At 70.9% G+C, this 22,155-nt stretch carries 17 protein-coding genes; 7 read left to right on the top strand and 10 right to left on the bottom strand.

What is annotated here, in order from left to right:
• Positions 1 to 348 (bottom strand): hypothetical protein (locus ACFC09_RS07995; protein ID WP_376524883.1); only part of this gene is annotated, 348 nt, incomplete at its 3' end.
• 661 nt (positions 349 to 1,009) lie between these two features.
• Between ACFC09_RS07995 and ACFC09_RS07990 the strand changes: the two genes are divergently transcribed.
• Positions 1,010 to 1,342, top strand: a complete 333-nt coding sequence (locus tag ACFC09_RS07990) for a hypothetical protein (protein ID WP_376524882.1) — start codon at positions 1,010 to 1,012, stop codon at positions 1,340 to 1,342.
• 112 nt (positions 1,343 to 1,454) lie between these two features.
• On the opposite strand, the gene ACFC09_RS07985 is transcribed toward ACFC09_RS07990, so the two are convergent.
• Positions 1,455 to 2,108, bottom strand: a complete 654-nt coding sequence (locus ACFC09_RS07985; protein ID WP_376524881.1) for a LysE family translocator — start codon at positions 2,106 to 2,108, stop codon at positions 1,455 to 1,457.
• Between the two features lie 152 nt (positions 2,109 to 2,260).
• On the opposite strand from ACFC09_RS07985, the gene ACFC09_RS07980 reads away from it, so the two are divergent.
• On the top strand, positions 2,261 to 3,655 hold the full coding sequence (locus ACFC09_RS07980) for a PLP-dependent aminotransferase family protein (RefSeq protein WP_376524880.1): 1,395 nt from the start codon (positions 2,261 to 2,263) through the stop codon (positions 3,653 to 3,655).
• Positions 3,656 to 4,011: 356 nt separating this feature from the next.
• On the opposite strand, the gene ACFC09_RS07975 is transcribed toward ACFC09_RS07980, so the two are convergent.
• Positions 4,012 to 4,884 carry a LysR family transcriptional regulator gene (locus ACFC09_RS07975; RefSeq protein ID WP_376524878.1) on the bottom strand — a complete coding sequence of 291 codons (873 nt, stop codon included), beginning with the start codon at positions 4,882 to 4,884 and terminating at the stop codon, positions 4,012 to 4,014.
• A 326-nt stretch (positions 4,885 to 5,210) separates the two neighbouring features.
• On the opposite strand from ACFC09_RS07975, the gene ACFC09_RS07970 reads away from it, so the two are divergent.
• Positions 5,211 to 5,615 carry a DUF3592 domain-containing protein gene (locus tag ACFC09_RS07970; protein ID WP_376524876.1) on the top strand — a complete coding sequence of 135 codons (405 nt, stop codon included), beginning with the start codon at positions 5,211 to 5,213 and terminating at the stop codon, positions 5,613 to 5,615.
• A 9-nt stretch (positions 5,616 to 5,624) separates the two neighbouring features.
• Here ACFC09_RS07970 and ACFC09_RS07965 read toward each other — a convergent pair whose 3' ends face one another.
• Positions 5,625 to 7,745 (bottom strand): hypothetical protein, encoded by a 2,121-nt coding sequence (locus tag ACFC09_RS07965; protein WP_376524874.1) that lies wholly within the window; start codon positions 7,743 to 7,745, stop codon positions 5,625 to 5,627.
• A gap of 224 nt (positions 7,746 to 7,969) precedes the next feature.
• Complete coding sequence (locus ACFC09_RS07960; RefSeq protein ID WP_376524872.1) at positions 7,970 to 9,559, bottom strand: glycosyl hydrolase; 1,590 nt, start codon at positions 9,557 to 9,559, stop codon at positions 7,970 to 7,972.
• A gap of 887 nt (positions 9,560 to 10,446) precedes the next feature.
• On the opposite strand from ACFC09_RS07960, the gene ACFC09_RS07955 reads away from it, so the two are divergent.
• The 3 genes from ACFC09_RS07955 to ACFC09_RS07945 all read left to right on the top strand — a co-directional run bounded on the left by ACFC09_RS07955 (position 10,447) and on the right by ACFC09_RS07945 (position 13,293).
• Entirely contained in the window at positions 10,447 to 11,460 is a 1,014-nt protein-coding gene (locus tag ACFC09_RS07955) for a hypothetical protein (protein WP_376524871.1), read from the top strand.
• 131 nt (positions 11,461 to 11,591) lie between these two features.
• Positions 11,592 to 12,143, top strand: a complete 552-nt coding sequence (locus ACFC09_RS07950; protein ID WP_376524869.1) for a DUF4913 domain-containing protein — start codon at positions 11,592 to 11,594, stop codon at positions 12,141 to 12,143.
• 316 nt (positions 12,144 to 12,459) lie between these two features.
• Positions 12,460 to 13,293, top strand: a complete 834-nt coding sequence (locus ACFC09_RS07945) for a hypothetical protein (protein WP_376524868.1) — start codon at positions 12,460 to 12,462, stop codon at positions 13,291 to 13,293.
• Between the two features lie 336 nt (positions 13,294 to 13,629).
• On the opposite strand, the gene ACFC09_RS07940 is transcribed toward ACFC09_RS07945, so the two are convergent.
• The gene (locus tag ACFC09_RS07940) at positions 13,630 to 14,667 is read right to left on the bottom strand and encodes an NlpC/P60 family protein (protein WP_376524867.1); all 1,038 of its coding nucleotides are present in this window, start codon (positions 14,665 to 14,667) and stop codon (positions 13,630 to 13,632) included.
• A 176-nt stretch (positions 14,668 to 14,843) separates the two neighbouring features.
• On the opposite strand from ACFC09_RS07940, the gene ACFC09_RS07935 reads away from it, so the two are divergent.
• Positions 14,844 to 15,236 carry a hypothetical protein gene (locus ACFC09_RS07935; protein ID WP_376524866.1) on the top strand — a complete coding sequence of 131 codons (393 nt, stop codon included), beginning with the start codon at positions 14,844 to 14,846 and terminating at the stop codon, positions 15,234 to 15,236.
• 214 nt (positions 15,237 to 15,450) lie between these two features.
• On the opposite strand, the gene ACFC09_RS07930 is transcribed toward ACFC09_RS07935, so the two are convergent.
• The 4 genes from ACFC09_RS07930 to ACFC09_RS07915 form a co-directional block, all read right to left on the bottom strand.
• Positions 15,451 to 17,280, bottom strand: coding sequence for a type IV secretory system conjugative DNA transfer family protein (locus ACFC09_RS07930; RefSeq protein ID WP_376524864.1), 1,830 nt, complete (start codon positions 17,278 to 17,280; stop codon positions 15,451 to 15,453).
• Positions 17,277 to 18,890: an ATP/GTP-binding protein gene (locus ACFC09_RS07925; protein ID WP_376525033.1), complete on the bottom strand. Its 1,614-nt coding sequence runs from the start codon at positions 18,888 to 18,890 to the stop codon at positions 17,277 to 17,279. The genes ACFC09_RS07930 and ACFC09_RS07925 overlap by 4 nt, the downstream gene beginning before the upstream one ends.
• Positions 18,891 to 19,153: 263 nt before the next feature.
• On the bottom strand, positions 19,154 to 20,647 hold the full coding sequence (locus tag ACFC09_RS07920; RefSeq protein ID WP_376524863.1) for an SCO6880 family protein: 1,494 nt from the start codon (positions 20,645 to 20,647) through the stop codon (positions 19,154 to 19,156).
• A gap of 275 nt (positions 20,648 to 20,922) precedes the next feature.
• A complete protein-coding gene (locus ACFC09_RS07915) occupies positions 20,923 to 22,155 on the bottom strand; it encodes a hypothetical protein (RefSeq protein ID WP_376524861.1) in 1,233 nt (410 codons plus the stop codon).

The following is a 22,155-nucleotide window of genomic DNA, read 5'->3' as shown; positions in this document are numbered from 1 at the left end:
GACGATGAGGGGGTGTCCGCCCACCTTTTTGACCGATGCCGGGTGGAGGGCGACTTGAAGTCCGGGGGGAGGCATCGTCGGCAGTTCCGGATACATCTGCCGGTAGGCCTGGTACACGTCCATTGCGGCGATCTCCGCGTTTTGGCTCTCTTTAACCTGCGCCAGGAGAGACTCAGCGGCAACCCCTTGCATCGCGTTCCTGGCGTTTTCCATTAGATTCTGTGGAGATTGAATGAACTCTGCGCGGTCGTTGGCGCGCTGTACCTCCGGCGGGTCTTGCGCGGTGACTGCGCGCTGTTCCTCCGACTGGTGTGTTCTGCGCTGCTGGTCGTCGTCCTGGGGAGGCATGTGGGCTTCGCCTTTCTCTGGGCCTTCGGCGGAGTTGTTCTGAGGGGTGGGTCGTCCTGGGCGAAGGGCCGGGTCGGTGTGCGGGGGCTGTCGGGGTGGGGCACGTGGCTCGCATGACCCGCTGTCGCCGCGGGGGTGGGGGTCATCTTCGTCCCGGGGCGCGGTTGGCGGGTGCGGTCGGAGAGATGTTCCGGAATGGTTGTTGGGCGGGGCCTGATGCGGGCTGTGGGGTGGCGGTCGAGGGGTATACGCCACCTGCGGAGCCCGGAGTAGTCGGCAGATACCTGGCTGCGTACTCGGCGTAAGGGTTGTGCGGCGGTGCCGGCTGGGCCGGCGGTGTCGGCTGGGTCTGCGGGCGGCGGAAGAACCTTTCCTGGCGCGCCGAGACCACGCCGTCGTACCGGCTCGGTAGGTCTGGCCCGCGGAGCGATTGGGCTTGCTGGTAAGAGTGTTGGTCCACTCCGGCGGTTCGGATGGCCATGTGGACCGAGGCGTCGTCGAGGTCGAGTCGTGGGCCGGCCAGGAAGCGCGGGGCCGGTTTGCCGACATCTTCCCCCGGCTGGGGTGTGTCGAGGGTGACCATGACCGGGATCTCCCCCTCCCTTCCCAGCGATGCCGGGTGGACAGCGACCTTGAGTCCGGGGGGAGGCATCGTCGGCCATTGCGGATTCATCTGCCGGTGGGCCTCGTACACGTCCAGAGCGGCGATATGCCCCGAAGGACTCCATTCGATCTCCGCCTGTACGAGCCTGGCGGCAGCTTCTTGCCTGGCGCGTTCCTGGAGGTTCAGTGCGTATTGCATGATCGCTGCGCGGTCGATGGCGCGCTGTCCCTCTGGCGGGTCTTGCGTGGTGGCTGTGGGGTGGTCGACGCGGTGTACGTCCAGCGCGTGCGTGATCGCTGCGCGCTGCTCCGCCAACCGTTCTGCTCTGCGCTGCTGGTCGTCGTCCTGGGGAGGCATATGGGCTTCGCCTTTCTACGGGCGTTCGGTTGAGCTGTTCACCGGCTTGTGCGCGTCCTCAGCGGGCTCACCTCGCTGTGGGACACAACGGCCCTCGGCAAAAGCGAGTTCAATGAGGAAGAGCGTCGCGGAACGGCTCGGATCGTCATCGCGCGCCCGCGTGGGCGGCGTCGGGGGTGTCGAGGGCGAGCGACACGGCGAGGCCGCCGAGGACCGTACCCATCAGGTAGCGCTGCGCCCTGAGCCAGGACGGGCGGCGGGCGAGGAAGACGGCGATCGTGCCGGCCGTCAGGACGATCCCGAGGTTGACCGCGACGCTGACCACGATCTGCACCGCGCCGAGGACGAGGCCCTGGAGGAGGACGTGTCCGCGGTCCAGGTCGACGAACTGCGGGATGAGCGACACGTACATGATGGCGATCTTCGGGTTGAGCAGATTCGTCATCAGCCCCATCGTGAACAGCTTGCGCGGTGAGTCGTGGGGCACGTCCTGCGGGGCGAAGACGGAGAGGCCGCCGGGCCTGAACGCGTTCCAGGCGAGGTGGGCGAGATAGGCGGCACCGGCCAGCTTCACCGCCGCGTACAACTCGGGTACGGCGACGAACACCACCGACAGGCCCAGGTTCGCGGCGAGCAGATAGGCCAGGAAGCCGAGTGCCACGCCGCCCAGGGAGATCATTCCGGCGCGTCTGCCCTGGGTGATGCTGCGGGAGACGAGGTAGACCATGTTCGGTCCGGGCGTGAGGACCATGCCGAGGGCCACGGCCGCGACACCGAGCAGGCCGCTGGTTTCCACCATGGAGGTCTCTCCTCCTCTCGATTTCCGTTCGGCGGCGAGAATATTGCCCCGTGTAATATCGGTGCAATAGGGAAATTACTCTCGGTGCAATTCTGTGGTGGGGTGGCAGCCGTACGCATGGCGGTGGAGGTGCGGGGGAGTTGGGGAATGACGTGAAAGACGACTGGGATGCGGGCCGGCGGACGTCCCCGGGCGGCTGCCGCAGTGATCACCGCAAGGACTACCGGCGGGTCGCCGACGTGGTGGCCGGTGAGATCGGGGCCGGGCTGCTGCGCCCCGGTGACCGGCTGCCCCCGCAGCGCGAGTTCGCCCGGCGGCACGGCATCGCCGACTCCACCGCCGCCCGCGTCTACCGCGAACTGGCCCGGCGTGGACTGACGGTGGGCGAGGTCGGCCGCGGCACCTTCGTCCGCGCCGCCGCCCCGCTCGCCGCCCCCGCCCTCACCGAACCCGCGACCGGCCGGGTCGACCTGGAACTCAACTACCCCGAGGCGCCCGGCCAGAGCGCGCTGCTCGCCGAGGCGCTCGGCCCACTGCTGCGGCCCGACGCCCTGGCGGAGGCGCTGCGCCCGTCCGGTGCCTCCGGCCCGCCTGCCCTCCGGGAGTCCGCCGCCGACCTGCTCGCCCGCGGCGGCTGGCGCCCCGACCCCGCCCGGATCCTCTTCGCGGGCAACGGCCGGCAGGCCCTCACCGCCGCCGTCACCGCGCTGGTCCCGCCGGGCGGCCGGCTCGGCGTCGAGGAACTGACGTACCCCGTCGTCAAGGCCGTCGCCGCCCGGCTCGGCATCACCCTGGTGCCGCTCGCCATGGACGACGCCGGGCTGCTGCCCGAGGCCGTGGCGGACGCCCACGCCGCCGCCCCGCTACACGCCCTCTATGTACAACCGCGGCTGCACAACCCGCTCTCCTGCTCGATGCCCGCACCCCGCGTCGAGTCGCTGGCCGAGGTGCTCGGGCGGCTCGGCATCCCCGCGATCGAGGACGCAGTGTGGGCCTTCCTGCGCGACGACCTGCCCCCGCTCGCCGCCCGCGCGCCCGAGCGGACCGTACTGATCGACAGCCTCTCCAAACGCGTCGCCCCCGGCCTGACCCTCGGCTACGCGGTGGCGCCCGACGACCTGGCGGCCGGGATCGCCACCGCGCTGCGCTCGGGCGGCTGGACGCCCGCGCGGTTCGCCGTGGAAGCGGCCGACCGCTGGCAACGGGCCGGGGCGGTACGGGAACTGGTCGCGGCCAAGCAGCGGGAGGCGGCCGTACGCCAGGAGATCGCGGGCCGGTGCCTGGCGGGCTTCGCCGTGCGGAGCGAGCCGTACTCCTACCACTGCTGGTGGCGGTTGCCGCGCCCGTGGCGCGCGGACACGTTCGTCGCGGCGGCCGCGCGGCACGGCATCGGGGTGGTGCCGGCCGGCGCGTTCGCGGTCGGACCCCGGACCCCGGCCGCGGTGCGCCTGGCCCTGGCCTCGCCCCCGCCCGACGTCCTCGCCCACGCGCTCACCACCCTCGCCGGCCTGGCCCGCTCCGCCCCGGAGGAACCGGGCGAGAGCTGAGGTACGGGAAGGTACGGGAAGGTACGGGAAGCGGTCGGTCTCGCGGAGGGTCCTCGCCCGTTCGGCGTCCGTCGCCTGGCCGTACGCGTACGCCCGGAACGGCCCGAGGCTCGGAGACCGGGCATCCGGCGGGGTGGAAGGGCGAAGGGAACACCGCTTCGCGATCGCGGTCTGTGTGATCCGGGCGCCGGCGTTCGACCACCGGGCGACGGACGCCGCCATGACCCGCCACACCGCCGGACCGGGGGGATCCGACCCGGACACCTGGGCCGCTCACCTGGGCCCGGTCAGCTGAGCCCGGTCACCTGAGCCCGGTCACCTTGAGCCGGTCACCTGGGCCCGGTGAGCAGAGCCGGTCACCTGATGTGGCGCAGCAGCGCGGTGACCGCGGGCGGCTGTTCCGCGCGGGTGTGGACGAGCCTGAGCGTCCACGTCGGGGCGTGGGCGGCGAAGGGGCGCGTCGGCAGCTCGGGGAACCAGGCCGCCATCGACGGCGGCATGATGCTCACGCCCAGTCCGTGCCGGATCAGGTCGACGGCCGCCATGATGTCGTTCACCTCGAACGTCGCGCTGTATTCGAGGGAGGCCGCCCGGAAGGCCCGGTCGACCGCGTGCCGGATCGCCCAGCCCGGCGGGAAACCCACCAGGGGCAGCCGCGCCGCCTCGGCCAGCGTCGTCACCGGCCGTTCCGCCGCGGCCCGCGCCGGGTCCGGGCTCGGCGCGGTCACCAGGACCATCTCCTCCCGCGCCAGCAGCCGGGTGGTCAGCCCGCGCAACTGCGTCGGTTCGAGCGCGGCGACGGCCAGGTCGAGGACGCCGTCGCGCAGCCCCTGCGGGATCTGACCGGCCGGTTTCTGACGCAGCCGCACCGTCACGCCCGGGTGCTCGCGGTGAAAGCCCGCCAGGGCGGGGGCCAGACCGGCGTACAGGCCCTGCATCACGCCGATCGTGATCTCGCCGCGCAGTTCCCCCTGCGCGAGGTCGACGGCCGCCCGTGCCTCCTCCGCCGCCCGCAGGGTGGCCCGCGCGGCGGGCAGGAAGGCCGCGCCGACGGCGGTGAGGGAGACCCGGTGCGTGGTGCGGTGGAACAGCGGTGCGCCCAGCTCACGCTCCAGCGCCCGTACGGTGCCGGACACCGCGGACTGCACGATGTGCAGCCGCCGGGCCGCCGCGCTGAACCCGCCCTCCTCGGCGACCGCGACGACGACCTCCATCTGCCGCAGATCCATGGCCACTCCTCCGCCCGGGGGACGCCGGCCGCGCCGGTCACGTGCCTGGGCTGTCAGTCTCGGAGACAACCACAGGTCCGGCCATCGGAGCGCACCGGCCGGGCCGGGACACGGCGGCGACACCGGACCGCGGGAGCCGCCGTGACAGCCGCCGTAGAAATCGCCGTAGAAATCGCCGGGGAAGCCGCCGCAGAGGCCGACGCGGTGGCCTCCGGGGAGGCTGCCGCGTCGGCCGACGTAGAACCGAACGGCCGGAAAGCGCGTTCCCATTCCCTGGGGGAACCGAGTCCGGGACGGGACGGGACGCGACGGAAAGAGGCGACAGGATGTCCGGAACCATGGGTGTCGTGGCGTGCGGAGCGGCGGCGATGCTGCTCCTGACCCTGGGGCTGCGGGACGCGACCACGGTACGGCGGCTGCGCCGGCACGGGATACGCACACGGGGCGTCGTCGTCGACAACGTCCGGGTGCGCAGCGGCGACTCGGGTCCCACCTGGGCGCCCGTCATCGCCTTCGCCGACCGGCGCGGCCACCGCGTGGAGTTCACCACGCGGATGCGGGGCAGCGGGATGAATCTGCCGACCGGCCGGGAGGTCCCGGTGGTCTACCTGGCCCACGACCCCCAGGCCGCCAGGGTGCTGATGTGGCGCCACATGACGGGCCCGGTGGTGTTCCTGCTGGCCGGCTCGGCGATCTTCCTGTCCTTCGGGGTGGCGATCGTCGTGCTGTGACCGTTCCGGTCACACCGTGAACTTGACCGCCTCCAGCCATACGTTGTTGTCGAGGGTGCCGCCGAAGTTGTAATCGGGGCGCGCGTTCTTGCAGTACTGGTCTCCCCAGTTGCCGCCACGGAGGTGGACGGCCTGGCAGACCTGGCCGCTGCCGACGTTGATGGCGAAGCCCGTCATGTAGGGGGCGCTCTTCTTCCCGCTGCCGATGTAGAAGTCCTTGCCGTTGCCGGTGACGGCCGTCCAGTTCGGCTGCCAGTGGCCCTGGCCGTTGGTCGACTTCGGGTCGTGCAGGAAGGCGTTCGCGGCCGAGCCGGAGACACCGTACGTCGAGATGTTGAGGGCCTTGATCGCCAGGTTCCTGCCCGTCGTGCCGGCCATCGTCCCGTCGCACACCGGCTTCTGCCAGCCGCTTCCGACGTACGCGCGATAGCAGATGTGCCGTCCCGAGGGGTCGTTCCGGGCGAGCCGCTTCACGGCGTCGGCGGCGGTGTCCTGCGGGGGAGCCGCGATCACGGTCTTGGTGACGCGCGGGGCGTGGGCGGTCACGGTGACCGTACCGGGGCCCGGCGCGGTCTTGGGCGTGGACTTGGCCTTCGGCTTGGTGGGCGTGGCCGTGGCCGTGGCCGGGGGCGTCGGCGCCGGGGTGAACATGAACGGCGAGGCGGTGGCCGTCGGCGTTCCGCCCGGAGTGGGGCTGTACGACTCGTCGTTGGAACTCGCGGTCTGCTTCTGGTTCCCGCCGCCCGATCCGCCGCTGCCCAGGATCACGAGCGGGACGATGACGAGGGCGGCCACGATGAGTGCCACCGGACCGACGACCAAGGGCCGGTTGAGCAGGCCGGGCGGCCTGTACTCGTCGTCCGACTGGCGCGTGTTGCCGCTGCGGCGGAACTTCGGACCTGACTCCGCCTCGGACCGCAGCTCGGACTCCGGCTCCGGGTCCGGCTCCGGGTCCAGGTCACGTACCGCCCCCGGCGTCGGAATGGTGACGCGGGGCTCGAAGGGCGACCCCGTGGGCTCCGGCAGCGCGTACGCCGCCTCGTCCTCGTATTCGTCCTTGTCCCCGTACTGGTCGTTCTCGTACTGGTCGTTCTCGTACTGGTCCTTGTCCCCGTACTCGCCCCTGTACTCCTCGTTGTCCCCGTACTCGTTGTTCTCGTTCTCGTTGTTCTCGTTCTCGTTCTCGTATTCGTACTCGTCCCCGTGCTCGTTCTCGCGGCGGAAGCCGTCGCCGAGGTCGCCGGGACCGTGCGGATCACTCGGATCGTTCAGGTCATCGGGGTCGAGGTCGAGGTCGCTCTGGTGGGCGGGATCGTTCGGCTTGTAGAGGCCGGCGAAGTAGTCCGGGTCGTCGGCGCCGTCCTCGGCCTGTTCGTAGCCCGAGGCATCGGCACGGGGGTCGTCGTCGCCGAGAAGGCCGTAGGCGTCGTCGGCGAGCCCCCCTTCGGCGTGCTCGTCCGGTCCCGGACCGGGACCGGCGTGCGCGGCCTGCGCGTACTCGTCGTCCTCGTCCTCGTCCTCGTCCTCGCCCTCGGCCGAGGCCGAGGCGTCGTAGGCGCCCGCGTACTGGCCCTCGTACTCGCCCTCGTACTCGTCGTCCTCCGCGTCCTCGTGCTCCTCCTCGCCCCGGTATTCCTCTCCCTCCGCGTCCCCTTCCGCGTACCCGTCGCCCTCCGCGTCCGCGTCCGCGTGCCCGTACTCGGGCGCCGCCGGATCCACGTCCGGTGCCGACGGTGCCGGCGGTGCCACGGTGTGGCCGGACGGCTGGTCCGGTTCCGGATGCGGTTCCTCGTGCTGCTCCAGCAGCCTGCTCGAACCGTCGGGGGTGACCTCGACGTAGGCGACGTAGCCCGCCGAAGGGTCGGAGATGGCCGCCGTCACCGTGGTGCCGCGGTCCTGCGCGTGGCGGTGCAGCGCGTCGAGGATCGCGGTGTCGGCCGACTCGCCGTCCGCCGTCGGCACGGGTTCGCCGTTGATGGCGGCGGAGCCGTCGCCGGAGACGACCACCGCGAAGTGGATCGGCGCGGACGCCTCTCCGGCGGATGCCGACTTGTCGAGGTCCACCGGTTCCCCGCCCGGATCGTGGCCGCCTTTCATGACTGGTTCACCTGTTTCTTCGTCCCGGTTCATGCCCATTTCCTCCTGACCTTCCCGGTCGATCTCCCCCGTCGGGTCTGCCGAGGCAGACCACGCGAAGGGCAACGGGACCGGCGGGGAAACGGTTCAATTCCCGAGGTTTTGTCTCCCAATTGATTTCCCCCGAATGCAAACTCGCCGTGACCCTGGATGGGTCACGGCGAGTTACTGGGCCGAGAGCCGCCCCGCACATGGGCTGAAGGCGTTCAGCCTTCGACTCAGTTCGCGTCGCGGTATGCCTGGCCGCTGGCGTTCGGGGTAGTTCCGTTGTACAGACCGGTCGGGGCGGTCTGGGTGGACAGCGTGAACCACGCGTAGCGCTCGACGAAGGGCAGACTGTCCAGCATCTGCGTCGACGACTTGATGAAGTCGACCTGCTGCTGCTCGCTGGGGTAGCGAGGAGTCCCTGAGGAGAAGTCGGTCAGACCGTACTCGGTCAGCCAGATCGGCTTGTGGTACCGGTCCCAGACCCTTTGCAGATAATCGCGCAGCTGGTTGGTCGCGTCAGGCCCGAAGTCCCCGCCGTACCAGTGCAACGGGATGAAGTCGACCTGGGGCAGACCGCGCTGCTGCACTCCCTGCATGAACTGGTCCAGCCAGCCCCCGGGCACGTCGGCGCCGTAGGAGACGGCCGGCGCGCCGAGCCGCATGTGGGTGACCGACATCCAGCCCCACAGGGTCAGAGCCCTGTCGACCGTCAGGTTGGACTGCCCGGGATTGTCCGGCTCGTTGAAGCCGAGCAGTTCCTTGCCGTACTTGTTCGCCTGGCCCAGTTTGGCGTCGACGATGGAGCCCTCGCCCCAGATCATCGGGACGAACTCGACACCCGGGGGTGCCGTGACCGGACCCGGAACGGCGTCCCAGTTGTAGTACCAGGACGCCTTGGAGTCGGCGAGCGCTTCGGAGGCACCGTCGACCGGGTTCAGGCTGATGCCTTTGCGGCCGGAGTTCACCGGCTGCGCCGGGGGGGCCGGCTGCTGCGTCGGCGGATCCGATTCGGCGGGCGGTTGCGTGGAGCCGTTGCCGAAGGCGACGGTCATGCCGTTGCACTGGGTGCACTGGTACATGACCTTGTTGCCCTGCTCGGCGTCCTGCTTGGACCAGGCGTACGCCTTCGGGCACTTCTGGTTGACGTTGTCGCTGTAGGGCGTCTTGGCGTCCCGGTTGGGGTTGACGCACACCAGCGGCTTGCCCGAGCTGTCCTTCTGGAGGTTGTCCGCCGGGCAGCTCGACAGCAGATCGTCCGCACAGCCCGCCTGCGCACACGAGCCGGTTTCGGGCACGGGGACGTCGTTGGGCGTGATGGTGACGGGCGTGGCGACGGCGTTGACGTAGCTGACGTCGTACCAGGGCGCCAGCGAGTCGGCCGGGTCGAAGTTGAACTCGGCCAGACCGGTGGGCTGTTCACCCGTGGAACAGTGGTCGACGAACGGCCCGCAGTCACCGACCGCGCAGTGGAACGTGCTGCCCGATTCGCCCGTGCAGCCCTGCCGGGCGAAGAAGGTGCCCCGCCAGTGTCCGGCACCGGCGTGCTCGGGGATGGTGATGGTGGCGGACTGGCCCGGCTCCAGCGTGGGCAGCCCGGTGATCGCGGCCGAGCCGTCGGCGTTGACGGTGCTGCCGACCCAGATGCGGCTGTCCGTCCTGTTCTCGAACGTGACGGTGTGGTCGGCACCGCCGACATCGGCGGCCGACTTGCTGTTGATCTTGGTGTTGTCCGAGCGCTGGGACTGGATGGCCCACGTGGTACCGGAAACACCGACTATGACCAGTAAAAAGGCCAGAAGAAAGGAGGTGCGTCTGCGCATGGAATACCTCTCGGTCGAGCTTGCGCGGGCCGGCTGGTCCGATGGGACAGCGCCCGCGCAGGCACGACGGATGCGAGGGGCGGATGGTTCACCGTTTCCGGGTGTGACTGTGGAAGGGGTGGGTTTATCGGGTCTTGGGTTTGGGCTGCGTCGTCTTTCGGTTCCGGTGGCCCTGCGCGGAGTCGGAGAGAGCCCTCCGGTCGCTGGCGACGGGCCGTTGGAACGGCTGGCTGTCGCGCAGGGCGCGGGCCACGTCCTGATTGGCCGGGGGCGGGGTGGCCCACCCCGGTGACATGGCCGCCGGGCTCCCGGTCATCCCCCTGTTCAACCATGCCTGGTCGGCGGGGATGCCGAACTGGGGATGGTTGGCGTCATCACTGTGATGGAGGCGGGCGGCATAGCCGCGGTCGACGGAGTCCTCGGGGATCTGGGTCTCTGCTCGATCGGGCGCGGACGGCTAGCCGTAGGCCGTGTTGCTGCGAGCGTCCCTGAAATTTCCCGGGTAGAAGGGAGTCGGCGGCAGGTACTCGGGCGGAGATTGCCGCCCGCTGCTGTTGGAGCGGACACTTTCCTCCGCCTGCTGTGTGCGCTGGGAGTAGTTGTACGAGGGACTGCCCGTGGTTTGGTTCAGACGCAAGTAGTCGTCCGAGGCACCCTTACGTGGACGATTGTCCATGTCCGGTCCTATCTTTGTCTGCCGTGGTGCGCCCGATGAACGCCCTTGGGTACTGCAACGGCACCGCCTCGGTTCCGGGTTCAGCCGTGAGCAGGGGCCGTGGTTGAACCGTTCGCCTCAAGCCGTCCGTTGTGTCTCGTGTCGGCAGACGTGACTCACGAAGCGGATCCACCGGATCCGGCCGCGAGAGTACCGAGGAGAGAGGGCGACCATGGCGACCGACGACCCGTATCCCCAGGGCACCGAGCAGGCGAACACCGAGCAGGCGAACGAGGCACGGCGCCGAGCGATGGCGCGTGATGTGCTCAGGGCCGAGTCCGAGCATCTCAATCGCCAGCAGTCGACGCTCGACGACCTGGCGCGGATGCTGCTGGACACGATCCGCGAACTCATGGGCCGTCGGCCACGGCCGGGAGCCGCCCCGTTCGAGGGTGGTCCGGTGAACCAAGGCGGGTACGGGCCCGGTCAGGGTGGTTACGCGCCCGGCCAGCAGCACACTGCCGAGATGTCGTCGGCCGAAGCGCTGCACTACATTCGCGAGGCGATCAAACGATTTGATCCCGGCCAGCGTGAGGCATTTGAGGACGAGGTGCTGCGCCAGCTCAAGGCCGACAAGCAGTTGCACCGAGAGTTCAGGAAATCACCGGAACGCATGCCGTTGGTCATGGCGATTGTCGCCAATGCCGAATCCCGGGAGGCCCGGCGCAACGGTTCCCGAGGTAATGCCGCGGCCAGCGGCGCCCTCCGCGATCCCGCGCAGTCGACGAACGGGACGAGCGTGGCGCGGGGGCAGGAGTCCACGACGAGAAGTCGGGCCGCCTCGACCAGGCAGCCGAACAGCACCGGGCGGATAAACGCCCGGGGTGGCATCAGCAAGCCCGTGTCGGGAAGCCGGCAAGTGGGCGATCCCAGAGCCCGTATGTCGGGTCCGAGAGACGGTAGGACCGTTGACGCTCACGCATTGAACGCGCTTCGTGAGGCCAAGGTCGATCAGCTGCAACAGCCCGCCGCCGGAAACACCACCCCCCGGGTGAGCCCCGACCAACGCGCATACGATTTCCCGCAATCCCTGGTCGGCCCGGATGCAGTGCGGATCGCCAACCAGCAGCACCCGGCGACGACGGCGCGTACCACCCAGTCACAGACGCCCGATAAAGAGCTGGGTTCGAACAATCCCTGGCACCCCACAAAGATGGCCGCGAGAAATCAGGCCCCCGTGCGGTGACCCGTTCGTCCGGCTCCGCGCTGAACCCCCTCCGCCGCCCCTCCGTTGTGCTCCACGGCCGGGCGGCGCAGCACACCGCCTGACGACCGAAACCGCCAAGTGAGCCCGACCTACGGAGGACCCTTCCAGCCATGTCGACGCAGAACCCCGAAGCCACCGAGGCCGGGCGGGACGCCCCCCGCGGTGCGGATCCCGGCGCCGGGACGGGGAATCCCGCTCCGCCGCAGGAACCCCTCCCGCCGCCGCTGTTCATCCTCTACAAGGAGGGTCCCGAGTATGTGCAGGCGCTGCGTCAGCTGACCCTGTGGACCCACCATGTGCTGCTGCCGGTCTACGGCAGGGAGGTCAGCTCCACCGCACCCTGGTGCGCCCGCTGGTGGGAACACCCCGAAGCCGTCGCCCAGCTCCACGGTCTCTGGCTGGCCTGGGGCGAACTGACCGGTCCGGGCTCCGCGCCGAGCGGCCCCGCCATGTGGCACCGCGACCACCTGTCACCGGTCATGGGCACCCTGCGCGACCCGCAGGGCCCCTTCGCCGGCTGCAAGCCCGGTATGCACCGCGGCAAGGAGACACCTCCCGTCGACGCCGTCGACCCGTTCGGACCACCCCCGCCTCCGCCGCCCCCGCCCCCGCCGCCTCGGTCTGCGCCGCCCCGGTCTGCGCCCGGGGGCGTCAGGCGCTGAACCCGGCCCGCTTGAAGCTTGAACCGTCCGCGTTCCTGTTCCGTTGAGTTCGCCGCCAAGCAATTCCTGCTACGGGAAGGACTCGGACATGCCGGAAAGATCCGAAAGGGAATGGGAATCTGAATTAAGGCGATTGGAAGGGGGAGGACGCTCCTCCGGATCTTCACAGGGAGCTCCCAGCTTCACGTCCACCCCTGATTCCGCCAACCAGCCCGTGCTCTTCCAGGACCCGAGCGACAACACTTCCTACGCCGTCTTCCCTGGTGGCCGGGACGGCTGGCAGGTGCAGACGTGGTGGGAACAGCAGAAGCAATGGGTGGCGGAGAACCGCAAGGACGTCATCAGATACGCCAAGGTCACCGCCTCCTTAATCGTCCTGGGAGGCACGGCGGCCGAGAATCTCTCCGCCGACCCGATGATCAAGGCCGGTGGGAAGATTGCCAGAAAGGTCGGCCAGGGCATCCATTTGGCCACGCAATCCGCGGACGTGCACGACAACGTGAAGTCCGCTCTCCAGACCTTCAGGGAGGAGGGAATCAGCTGGGATATGGCCGGAGACGCGTTGAGGTCGGCGACGCAGGCTGTGAACTTCGGGGCGGGAGCCACGAACCTGGCCGGCGGGGTGGTGGAACCATACGCCGGTCTGGTGGAGAAAGCCGCGGCGACCGCCGCCCTCGCGATCGGGCCGTCGCACCAGGAGCAGAAGGCGGCCCACGCGAAGGCCGTCAACAACTGGACGCTGCGCCCCAATGACCCGCTCCTCGGATGGGGACAGACGCCGGTGCAGACGCCGTACGACCAAGACCTCTCTCTCAGCCGCAGCACGACGTTCCAGCCGCCGGGCTTCGACACCACCACCCAGCGCAGGCCCACATACAACCGGCGGGACGCGGGCGTTGCACCGTTGACGTCCATTCGGGAGGGTTTCGGCACCACGACCCCGTTCGTGTCTTCGGGGTCGGGGACGTCGTCGGATCAGCACTCGCCCACGGACGCGGCACCGCAGAACTCGCTGACGGCTCGTTACGCGCGTGAGGGGCAGAACCCCCAGTGGACCAGCGGGACGCCCGATGGACGGCAGCCTCAGCGCCGCCAATCGGCGAGGAGTGAGCACCACCAGAGGAACACCTCCCAGGGCCCGCACCGCTAGTGATCCGGCCGGTGGCGAAGGTGCCCTGGTGAATTGCCCGCCCGACGACGGCGGTGCCCGGCTCCGGTCCGCTCCGTTCACCTGAGGCCGGGACCGCGCGCAGTGGTCGTTCCCGTTGCTCGTGGGGCGGGATGTCGACAGCGTGCCGCACCCAAGGATCGCAACGCCTACTCCCACTCGGGCAGCTCCGATGGGGGTAGGCTCCGCCCTTCCCTACGGTGTCGCACCCGGGCGTCCGCAGCAGACCCGACGACTCGGGCGTCTCAGCAACGGCGGGAAGCCCTGCCGCGGTGCTCCGCGGCGCACCGGAGAAGGGCGGAGCCGACGGCGCCACCCTCAGGCATCCGGCCGTACCACCCCGAGGATCGCCATCGACCCGGCCGGTGCCACCGTCACCCAGCGTCCGGGCCTGGGGGCGTGGATGATCTGGCCGTCGCCGATGTAGAGGGCGACATGGGTGGCGCCGGAGAAGTAGATGATCAGGTCGCCGGGGCGCATGCTCTCGACGGGGACGTGCTTGAGCTGGCGCCACTGTTCCTGGGAGGTGCGCGGGATCGGGATGCCCGCGGCCAGCCACGCCTGGGAGGTGAGCCCGGAGCAGTCGAAGGAGTTGGGGCCCTGGGCGCCCCAGACGTACGGCTTGCCGATCTGGCTGGTGGCGAAGGCGATGGCCTTGCGGCCGGCGGCACTGGCCTCGGTGCCGACCTTCTTGAGGATCCCGGTGCTCTCCCACTTGTCCTGGGAGTCGCCGGCGGTCTTCCGGTCCAGCGCCTCCAGGTCGCGGCGCTGCTGTTCCGAGAGGAGGGCCTCCAGCTGCCGGGCGTCGTCGATCCGCTTCTCGATCGTCTTGCGTTCGGCCGCCTTGGCCTTGCGGCTCGCCGTCAGCCGCCGCAGTTCGTCCGACGCGTCGGCCTTGCGGGTGGTCAGTTCCTCGCGGGTGTCCGTCAGCTGGGTCAGCACGTTCTGGGTGGTCAGCTGGGCCTGGCGGGTCATGGCGGCGGTGTCCAGGGCCAGCGCGGGGTCGGAGGAGAGGAGGAACTGCGCCTCGGCGGGCAGGCCGCCGCCCCGGTACTGGGCGCGGGCCGCGGACCCGGCGAGCGAGGTGAGCTGGGACAGTTTCTTCTCGGCCGCGTCGATCTGTGCCGTGAGCTTCTTCACGCTTTTCTGCTGCGCGGTCACCTGCTCGTTCGCGGCGTTGTACTTGTCGGTGGCGACCTCGGCGTCGTGGTAGAGCCGGTCCAGCTCGGCCTGTACCTCGGCCAACGTCGTCGGCTCGGCACGGGCAGGCTGCTGCTGGACCGTCGCCGTCACCGTACAGGCGAGGGCGACGGCCACCATCGTCCGGCGGCCTGGTACGCGCGGGGTCCGTCTCATCGGGGCCAGGGGCTCCTCTCATGGGCGCCGCATGTCAGGCGGCGGCAGGGGCATCCTCACAACGGGGCGCGAACCGCCGTGGTTCAAGGCAGGCAGGGGCGAATGGGACGAGTGTGAACCGGAGTGGTGTGCGTTTCCGTTGTGACTACAAGGTCGTCGGCCGGTGAAGGAGCGGAATGTTGTCCGATGTGTTGCTACAGGCGCTCGTCATCGGTTTCGGCGTCGGCTCCTTGGTGGCCGCCCTCAGGGCGGTGCTGGCGGCCGTGCGCCTGTGGGCGCGGGGACTGCGGGTCATGGGGGTCGTGACGCCCCGGGCACCCGCCGACCGGCGGATCGGCGGGCTCGTACGGTTCTCCGACCACTTCGGACGTGATCTTCTCCTCGACCCGGGGAAGTACGGGCCGCTGTGCGGGCTGCCGCGGGTCGGCCGGAGCGTGCCGGTGGTGTACCGGCGGGACCAGCCCACCGACGCCCGGCTGTGGAACGTGTGCCATCTGCTGGCACCGTCGTTCGGCTGGTTCTTCACCTCGACCCTGATGTTCGGCACCGCGGTCGCGGTCGCCCACTGAGACCTGGTCGCCCACTGAGACCCGGCCGTCCACGGCGACCGGCGGGCACCCGCGTCCGGGTCGGGGCCGGGCGGACGCGGACGCCGAGCACCCTTGCGCGTACGAGCACCCTTGCGCGTACGAGCAGGCGCGCCCGCCGCACGCTTGCGGCTACGAGCAGGCGCGCCCGCCACGCATGCCCGCGCGTGCGGGCGGGCGCGTCCGCCGCGTTCGGTCAGGCGGGTGCGCCGTCCCACTCGGCCGGGCCCGGCTTGTCGAAGCTCACGCCCGTGCCCGGGTCCGGGCTCATGCCCGGACCCATCAGCCGGCGTGCGGCCCGTTCGGTGATGGCCGCCGCCTCCGCCTTCGCCTGCGCCGAGATGGCATCGGCGCCGGGCTCCTTGTACCAGGGGCGCAACTTGATCAGGGCGGGCTTGACGCCGGTCGCGAGCAGCAGCGCGGTGCCCTTGGGCAGGGCGCGGATGCGGTCCGGGGGCAGCACGGCCTCCTGGCGGTAGGAGTACGAGCGGGACGTGCCGTCCTTGCTGCGGGAGATGCTCGGGGTCTTGACGTCGTGCTGGCCGACCAGCGTGGAGATCTTCTGCACGAAGTCGGCGTCGTCGAGGCCCGCGCCGAGCAGCTTCACGGTCGCCGCGCTCCACAGCGCGTCCATCCCGATCTCGCCCCACACCCGCGCGCCCTGCCGGTAACTCTGCAACAGGGTCACCACGTTGATGCCGCGGGAACCGAAGTGCGAGTAGAGGTCGGGCAGGTCGGAGATGCGGCACACGTTGGCCGCCTCGTCGAGGACCGCGGTCAGCGGCGGGTCGAGCCGGCCGCCCATGCGCTCGGCGGCGACCACGCCCGCCCGCATCGTGGCGTCCGCGATGCCCGCGATGACCCCGGCCGCGGATCCACCGCCGTCCTTCGAGAGGAGGTAGAGGGTGTCCTTGCCGAGGACATGCTGGTCGGGGCGGAACTCGGGGGTGTCGGGGTCGGGCGTGACCCACCCGAGGATCTCGGGGTCGAGGAGGCAGGAGACGGTCTGCCGGGCCGTCTCGTAGATGCCGTCCCGGGTCTCCACCGCGCCGCGGATGGTGCCCTGCAACTGCTCGGCCATCGCGACCAGACCGGCGTCGCGCAGCAGGTCGATCGGCATCCGGTCGGCGGGGTCGGCGAGCCAGCCGAGCAGGTGCTGGACCGAGGCGCCGCCCCGGGCGGCGGCCAGGAACAGCGCCGTGAGGGTGTTCTGGGCGGCCGAGATCCAGAAGTCCTTCTTCGCGGTGTCGTCGTTGACCGAGGCCACGAAGTGGCCGGCGAGCCGGCGGGCCGCCTCGATGGTGTGGCACTCGCCGAGCAGGTTCCACCACATCTCACGCGGGGTGTGGGCGATGCCCTGCGGGTCGAACGTCCACACCTTGCCGGCCTTCTCGCGTTCGGCGCGGGTGACGGAGTACACGTCGGACTTGTTGGAGGTGAGCAGGACCGCGCCCTGCGCGCGCAGCACGCGGGGCACCGCGATACCGGTGGACTTGCCCGCGCGGGGCGCCATCAGGTCCAGTTCCACGTCCTCGTAACTGCTGCGCAGTTCCGGGCCGCGGGGTTCGAGGTCGCCGAGGAGGTTGCCGGTCTCGTCCGGGTGCAACTGGCCGCGGCCCTTGAGGGTGGGGCGCAGATCGCGGGCGCGGGCCTCGATGCCCTTGGGGCACATGGCGGCCATCTCGCGGCGGCCGGCCAGGCTCCTGGTGGCGCTGTTGCCCGCGCGGGCGATGAAGAACCGGACGGCGAAGGCGGCGGGGACGGCAAGGAGCGCCAGCATGCCGAGCATGCCCCCGTAGACGGCGGCTGCCGGGGCGCCGGGCCAGAGCCCGGCCGTGTCGCCGCCGGCCAGGCCACCCAGGGTGGACAGCGAGTACGGCGGTGCGTGCCAGCCGTGGCCGGTGATGCCGGCGCCCAGGGTGCCGCCTGCCCACACGAGGGTGAACAGGGTGAGGACGGCCCCGAAGAGAGCGACGATCGCCCAGGAGACCTGGGAGTCCATGCCGCCGCCGGGACGCCCGCTCATGTGGTCCTCCTGCGCTTGCTCGGCTGGCTCGCCGGGGTCGCGGGTGCGCCGGGTGTGCCGGGGCGCGTGCCGTAGCCGGGGGCTCCGGGCAGTGCGCCGAGATCTGCGGCCCTGGCGGCCTCGGGCAGCCCGCTCAGGTCGAAGCCTTCGGGAAGACCCGGGACCGCACCCAGTTCGGCGATCCGCTTGACCTGTTCGGCCAGGGCCGCCGCGGACCCTCCCGCGTCCTCCGTGTCGTTGGGTGTCCAGCGGGTGTTGGTGTTGTGCAGGTCGCGTTCCGCGTCGGTGATGGCGACCTTGATGGGGATGCCGGGCCGGCCACCGACCTTGATGAGGAAGCGGCCCCGGCCCGGCGGTTCCTCGTTCTCGCCCGTCATGCTCCAGCCGGGCGGCGAGGACCACGACGAGACCAGTTCGATCTCCCGCCGGGACAGTCCCACCACCCGGCCCAGGTCCTCCATCTCGGTCTTCGGCAGTCCGGCGCAGACCACCATCCCGGCCCGCTCCACGAAACCGCGCGCCTTGGCCCGGTCGGAGTCGGTGCCCAGGGCCTCCGCGTCCTTCAGGGTGTGGGTGATCTTGGCGTCGCCGAGACCGAGGGACCGGTTGAGTCGGGTGAGCGCGTCGATGCGGTCGACGATGCCGGAGGCGGCACGCAGCGGACGCCACAGCTCGTCGAGGACGGTGAAGAACCAGCGCCGGGGCGTGAGTCCGGCGTCCGCGAGGGCGTGCGAGGCGGCCACCGTGCCGAGCCCGTCCGACCAGGCGGCGAGCATCGCGGCGGCGGTCAGCTGGGTGTCCGCCTCGCCGATCCCGGAGATGTCGATGCACACGGCCGGCGAGTTCAGGTCGATGCGGGTGGACGTCGGGGAGGCGAAGGTGTCGCCGAGCGGACCGTCCAGGATGCCCAGCAGGGAGCGGTGCAGCGGGTCGACGGCGTCCCGGTAGCGGGTGTCGGACCCGCGGTCCAGGGTGACGGCACGCACCCGGTCGGGGCCCTCGGTGAGGACCCGCAGCAGATCCGGCAGCAGCGGTGCGTGACCGGCGGGGGTGCGCTCGCGCAGATGGTGCAGGACGGCGGAGAGCACGGACTGCTCGTGGTCGTCCATGGGCCGCCCGCGCACGATGGTGACGAGCGCGGCCACCATGTTCAGGACACGGCCGTGCGTCTCGGCCTTCAGGACCTCGCCCGCCTCGCCGCCGATCCTGGCCGCCGCCGCGCCCATCGCGCCCGGGTCCAGGACGTTGATGCCGCCCCGGCCGCGGCCGATGGAGATCACCTGGCCGCCGAGCGCGCGGACGGTGTCGGCGTAGTCGGGCTTGAGGTCGCCGAGGACCAGCGGGACGACACCGGTCGCGGCGAGACCGATCAGCATCCGGTTGATGAGGGTGGACTTGCCGAGGCCCGGCATGCCGAGCATGAACAGCGACGGGTTGGAGATGTAACGGGCCCGGGTGAACCAGTTCAGCGGGTCGCCGCAGACGGTGGCGCCGGTGAACAGGTGCTGCCCGAGCGGCACTCCGGTCATGGGCGAGCCGGAACCGGCGGAGAACGGCCACATGCCGCACGCCTGCACGGTGGTGGCCCGCCACATGGTCGGCGGGTCCATGAAGCCGACGCGTCCGCCGCCCACCCCGTTCCAGCCGCGCGGCGGGACGTACGGTTCCCGCGGGCGGGACGGCTTCTTCTGCTTGCCGCCGGCTTTCCCCTTGGCGCTCTGCTCCGCCTTGGACCCGCTGCCCTTGCCGCTCTTGACGTCCTGTTCCAGCCAGGACGGGTCCTGACCGGACCGCTCCGCGGTGAGCACGGTGCGCGCCCGCTGCTCGGCCAGCCGGTCCTCGCGTTCGGCTTTCTTCTGGTCGCTGCGCCGGCTCACAGCGCCTCCTGGATCTCGTGCGGGATGAGGGTCTGCTCCCACGGGAGGATCCCGGCGGGCAGGGTGCAGGAGAACGCCGCCGCCTGCATCCGGTCGGCGGGCCGCATCATCACCCGGGAGGCCGCGGTCAGGTTGCGGATGGCGACGCTCGCGTCCGCCAGTTCGCTCATCTCGTCGACGGTCACGGTCAGCATCAGCGAGAACTCCACCAGACCGGCGCCGGCCGCCTCCTCGGCCGCGGTCTGCTCCGCCGCCCGTACCTCGGAGGCCGCGCGGGCCTGGACCATGCCCTTGCCGGACGTCGCCATGAACTGGGCGCTGCGCCGGTCCGACTCGACGATGCGGGCCGAGGTGGCCGCGTCGATGGGCCGGTACAGCAGCGCGACCCGCTTGCGGCGGGTGCCCGGGGCGGCCTCCAGCAGGCCGCGCAGCACCGAGGACCGTACGGTGCCGCGCGGCGCCAGCGTCAGCAGCCAGGTCCGGGACACCCCCGAGTCGTGCTGGTAGCTGCCGACGGTCTCGACGGCGGCGGCCGGTCCGGCGTCCTCCCACTCCAGGCCCGTTCCGCCGTGCTCGGCACGGGCGTTGAGGACGTCGGCGGCGACGGCCGGATCGTAGGCGACGCGCACGACCTCGGCGATCCGCTCCGCCGACAGCGGGTACGCGGCTCCGCCGCCCGCCGAGATGAGCCCGCTGAGCAGGCCCGGGATGCGGATGGCGAGGTCGGCGATCACGTCGTCCTTCTTGCGGCGCTGCCCGGCGGGCACCCCGTAGGTGAGGGTGACGTAGGTGTGCATCTCGGAGGAGGCGTGCGGGTAGCGCTCGACGACCTCCTCCATCACGGCGCGGGCGGCGGCCGGGGCGTCCTCGCGGATCCGGGGCAGCACCTCGTGGGCGAGCGTGGTGCCCGGGTCGGGAGCGGTCTCCACGATCACGGAGGCGCCGCGCAGCCCGGGTTCGTGGGCCAGCCGGGCCAGCCACTCGCCCCACAGCGCCACCCACACGTCGACCTGGTCCGGGTCGACGAGCGAACCGCCGTCGGGGTCACAGCCCAGGACGATCGTGTACAGGTTGCGGGCCGGGTGGTGCAGCACGCCGAACGGCCGGTCGTAGGCGTCCCGGCCCTCCGAGGAGGTGACCTTGTTGAGCAGGCCCGGTGGCCGGAACCGGCCGCCCGGCCGGGAGGACAGCGGACCGGACACGTACAGGTGCGAGCCCTTGGCCTTGCGGTTGCGCCAGCCGATACGCAGCGTGATCAGCTGGTAGATGTTGCGGCCGTCCTGGGTGCGGATGGTGAGCGGCGCCAGAGCGATGACGAGGGGGACCAGGATGAACAGCGCGAGGAACAGCGAGACCAGCGACGCCAGCAGGACGATGACGAGCCCGCCGAAGACGCCGAAGGTGCCGACGAGCCCGAGCGGGCCGAGCCCCGGCCGCCTTGGCCTGCGCCAGTTCCCGTAGGTCGGATGGGTAGCGGATTCCGTGGACATGAGGTCGGTCTCCTTTCATGGGGGAGGGGAGGACGGCGAGGGTGACGGTGGATAAGGGAGGGCGGACGAGACCGCCGGACTCCCCCCGGGGGAAGGGGAGTCCGGCGGTCGGCCGGGGGACGGCGGCGACGTACGGGTGCCGAGTGGGCACGTTGCCGTCGAGTTCGGGTGCCGGGCGTGGCCACCGTCGTCCAGGGATCAGGAGTGGTGCCCCCGATCGTCGCAGACGCCTCGCGGCGAGCTGGACGCGGTACGGGTCAGGAGCTGCGTCGCGGTCACTTGTTCCACCCCGCGTCGCCGTTGGCCCCGCTCACCCCGGAGACCGCGGTGTCCTTCACGACCTTCGCCGCGGTCGTCGCCGCGGCGATCACGGGCCCGGCCGCACCGGCCGCCCGGCCGGCTCCGCTCGCTCCCGATCCGCCGCCCGCGCCGGAACCCGAGGCGCCGGTCGCGCCCACGCCGCCGGACCGCGCCGCCGCGGCCTTGCCGATGGCACCGCTCGGGCCGCTCCCGCCGGACGACCCGCTGGAACCGCTGGAGCCGCTGCCACCGCCCGTGCCGGACGCGCCGCTCGGGCCCATGCTGCCCCGGCCGCCGCTGCCGCCGCTGCCGCTGCCGCCGCCGATCGAGCGGGCACCGGAGGCCAGCGCGCTGCCGGCCTGCGACATCCCGGACATGGAACCGCCGCCGCCGAGGGCCGCGGTGGCGGGCACGATGAGTTTGAGCAGCGCGGGCAGGGCGACGGCGGACAGCAGCATGACGCCGATGCCGGCGATGCGCTCGCTGGCGTTGGCCGCGCCGGGCTTCGTGTTCGCTATCAACACCGAGCCCGAGTACATCACGAGGGCCGCCGCGGGTTTGTACAACAGCCAGGCGACCATCCAGCCGACGTGCTTGCGCCACCAGCCGGCGCCCCAGTCGGTCATCGAGGCCGCCGCGGCCAGCGGCAGGGTGCCCAGCAGCACGATCATCACGCCGAGCCGGATGTAGAGCAGGATCGTCTGGATGATCCCGGCGAGCAGCAGCAGCAGGGCGAGGATGAGCATCAGGAAGGCATTGTCGATGCCGCCGGACGAGCAGCTGCCGATGGACTCCAGCTGCTTCTTCGCGCCCAGGTCGAACAAGTACTGGGAGTAACGGTCGGAGAGGCCGGCCGCGGCGGTCACCACGGTGGTGGCGGCGCCGGAGACGAGGACGACGCGCATGATGCCCTTGAGCGCGGTCGTGCCCGCGTCGCCGCGTCGCTCGATCGCCATCCGGATGGCGGCGAAGACCAGCGAGCCCACCGCCAGGTAGACCACGATCCACTGTGACGCGCTGTTGATGTCCTTGGACGAGTCCGTGCCCGTGAGGGTCGGAATACTGTTGATCAACCCCCCGAACACCGAGATCGCGGCGGCCAGGACGAGCTTCGAGATCATGTCCATGATGCCACCGATGGGGTCGGTGAGCATGGAGAAGAAGCCCAGGAAAAAGTCCAGGACGGGATTGCCCGAGCTGCACGTCAC

This window comes from Streptomyces sp. NPDC056161 (assembly GCF_042268025.1).
Lineage (GTDB): Bacteria > Actinomycetota > Actinomycetes > Streptomycetales > Streptomycetaceae > Streptomyces.
This window is presented reverse-complemented; position numbering and strand designations above follow the sequence as displayed.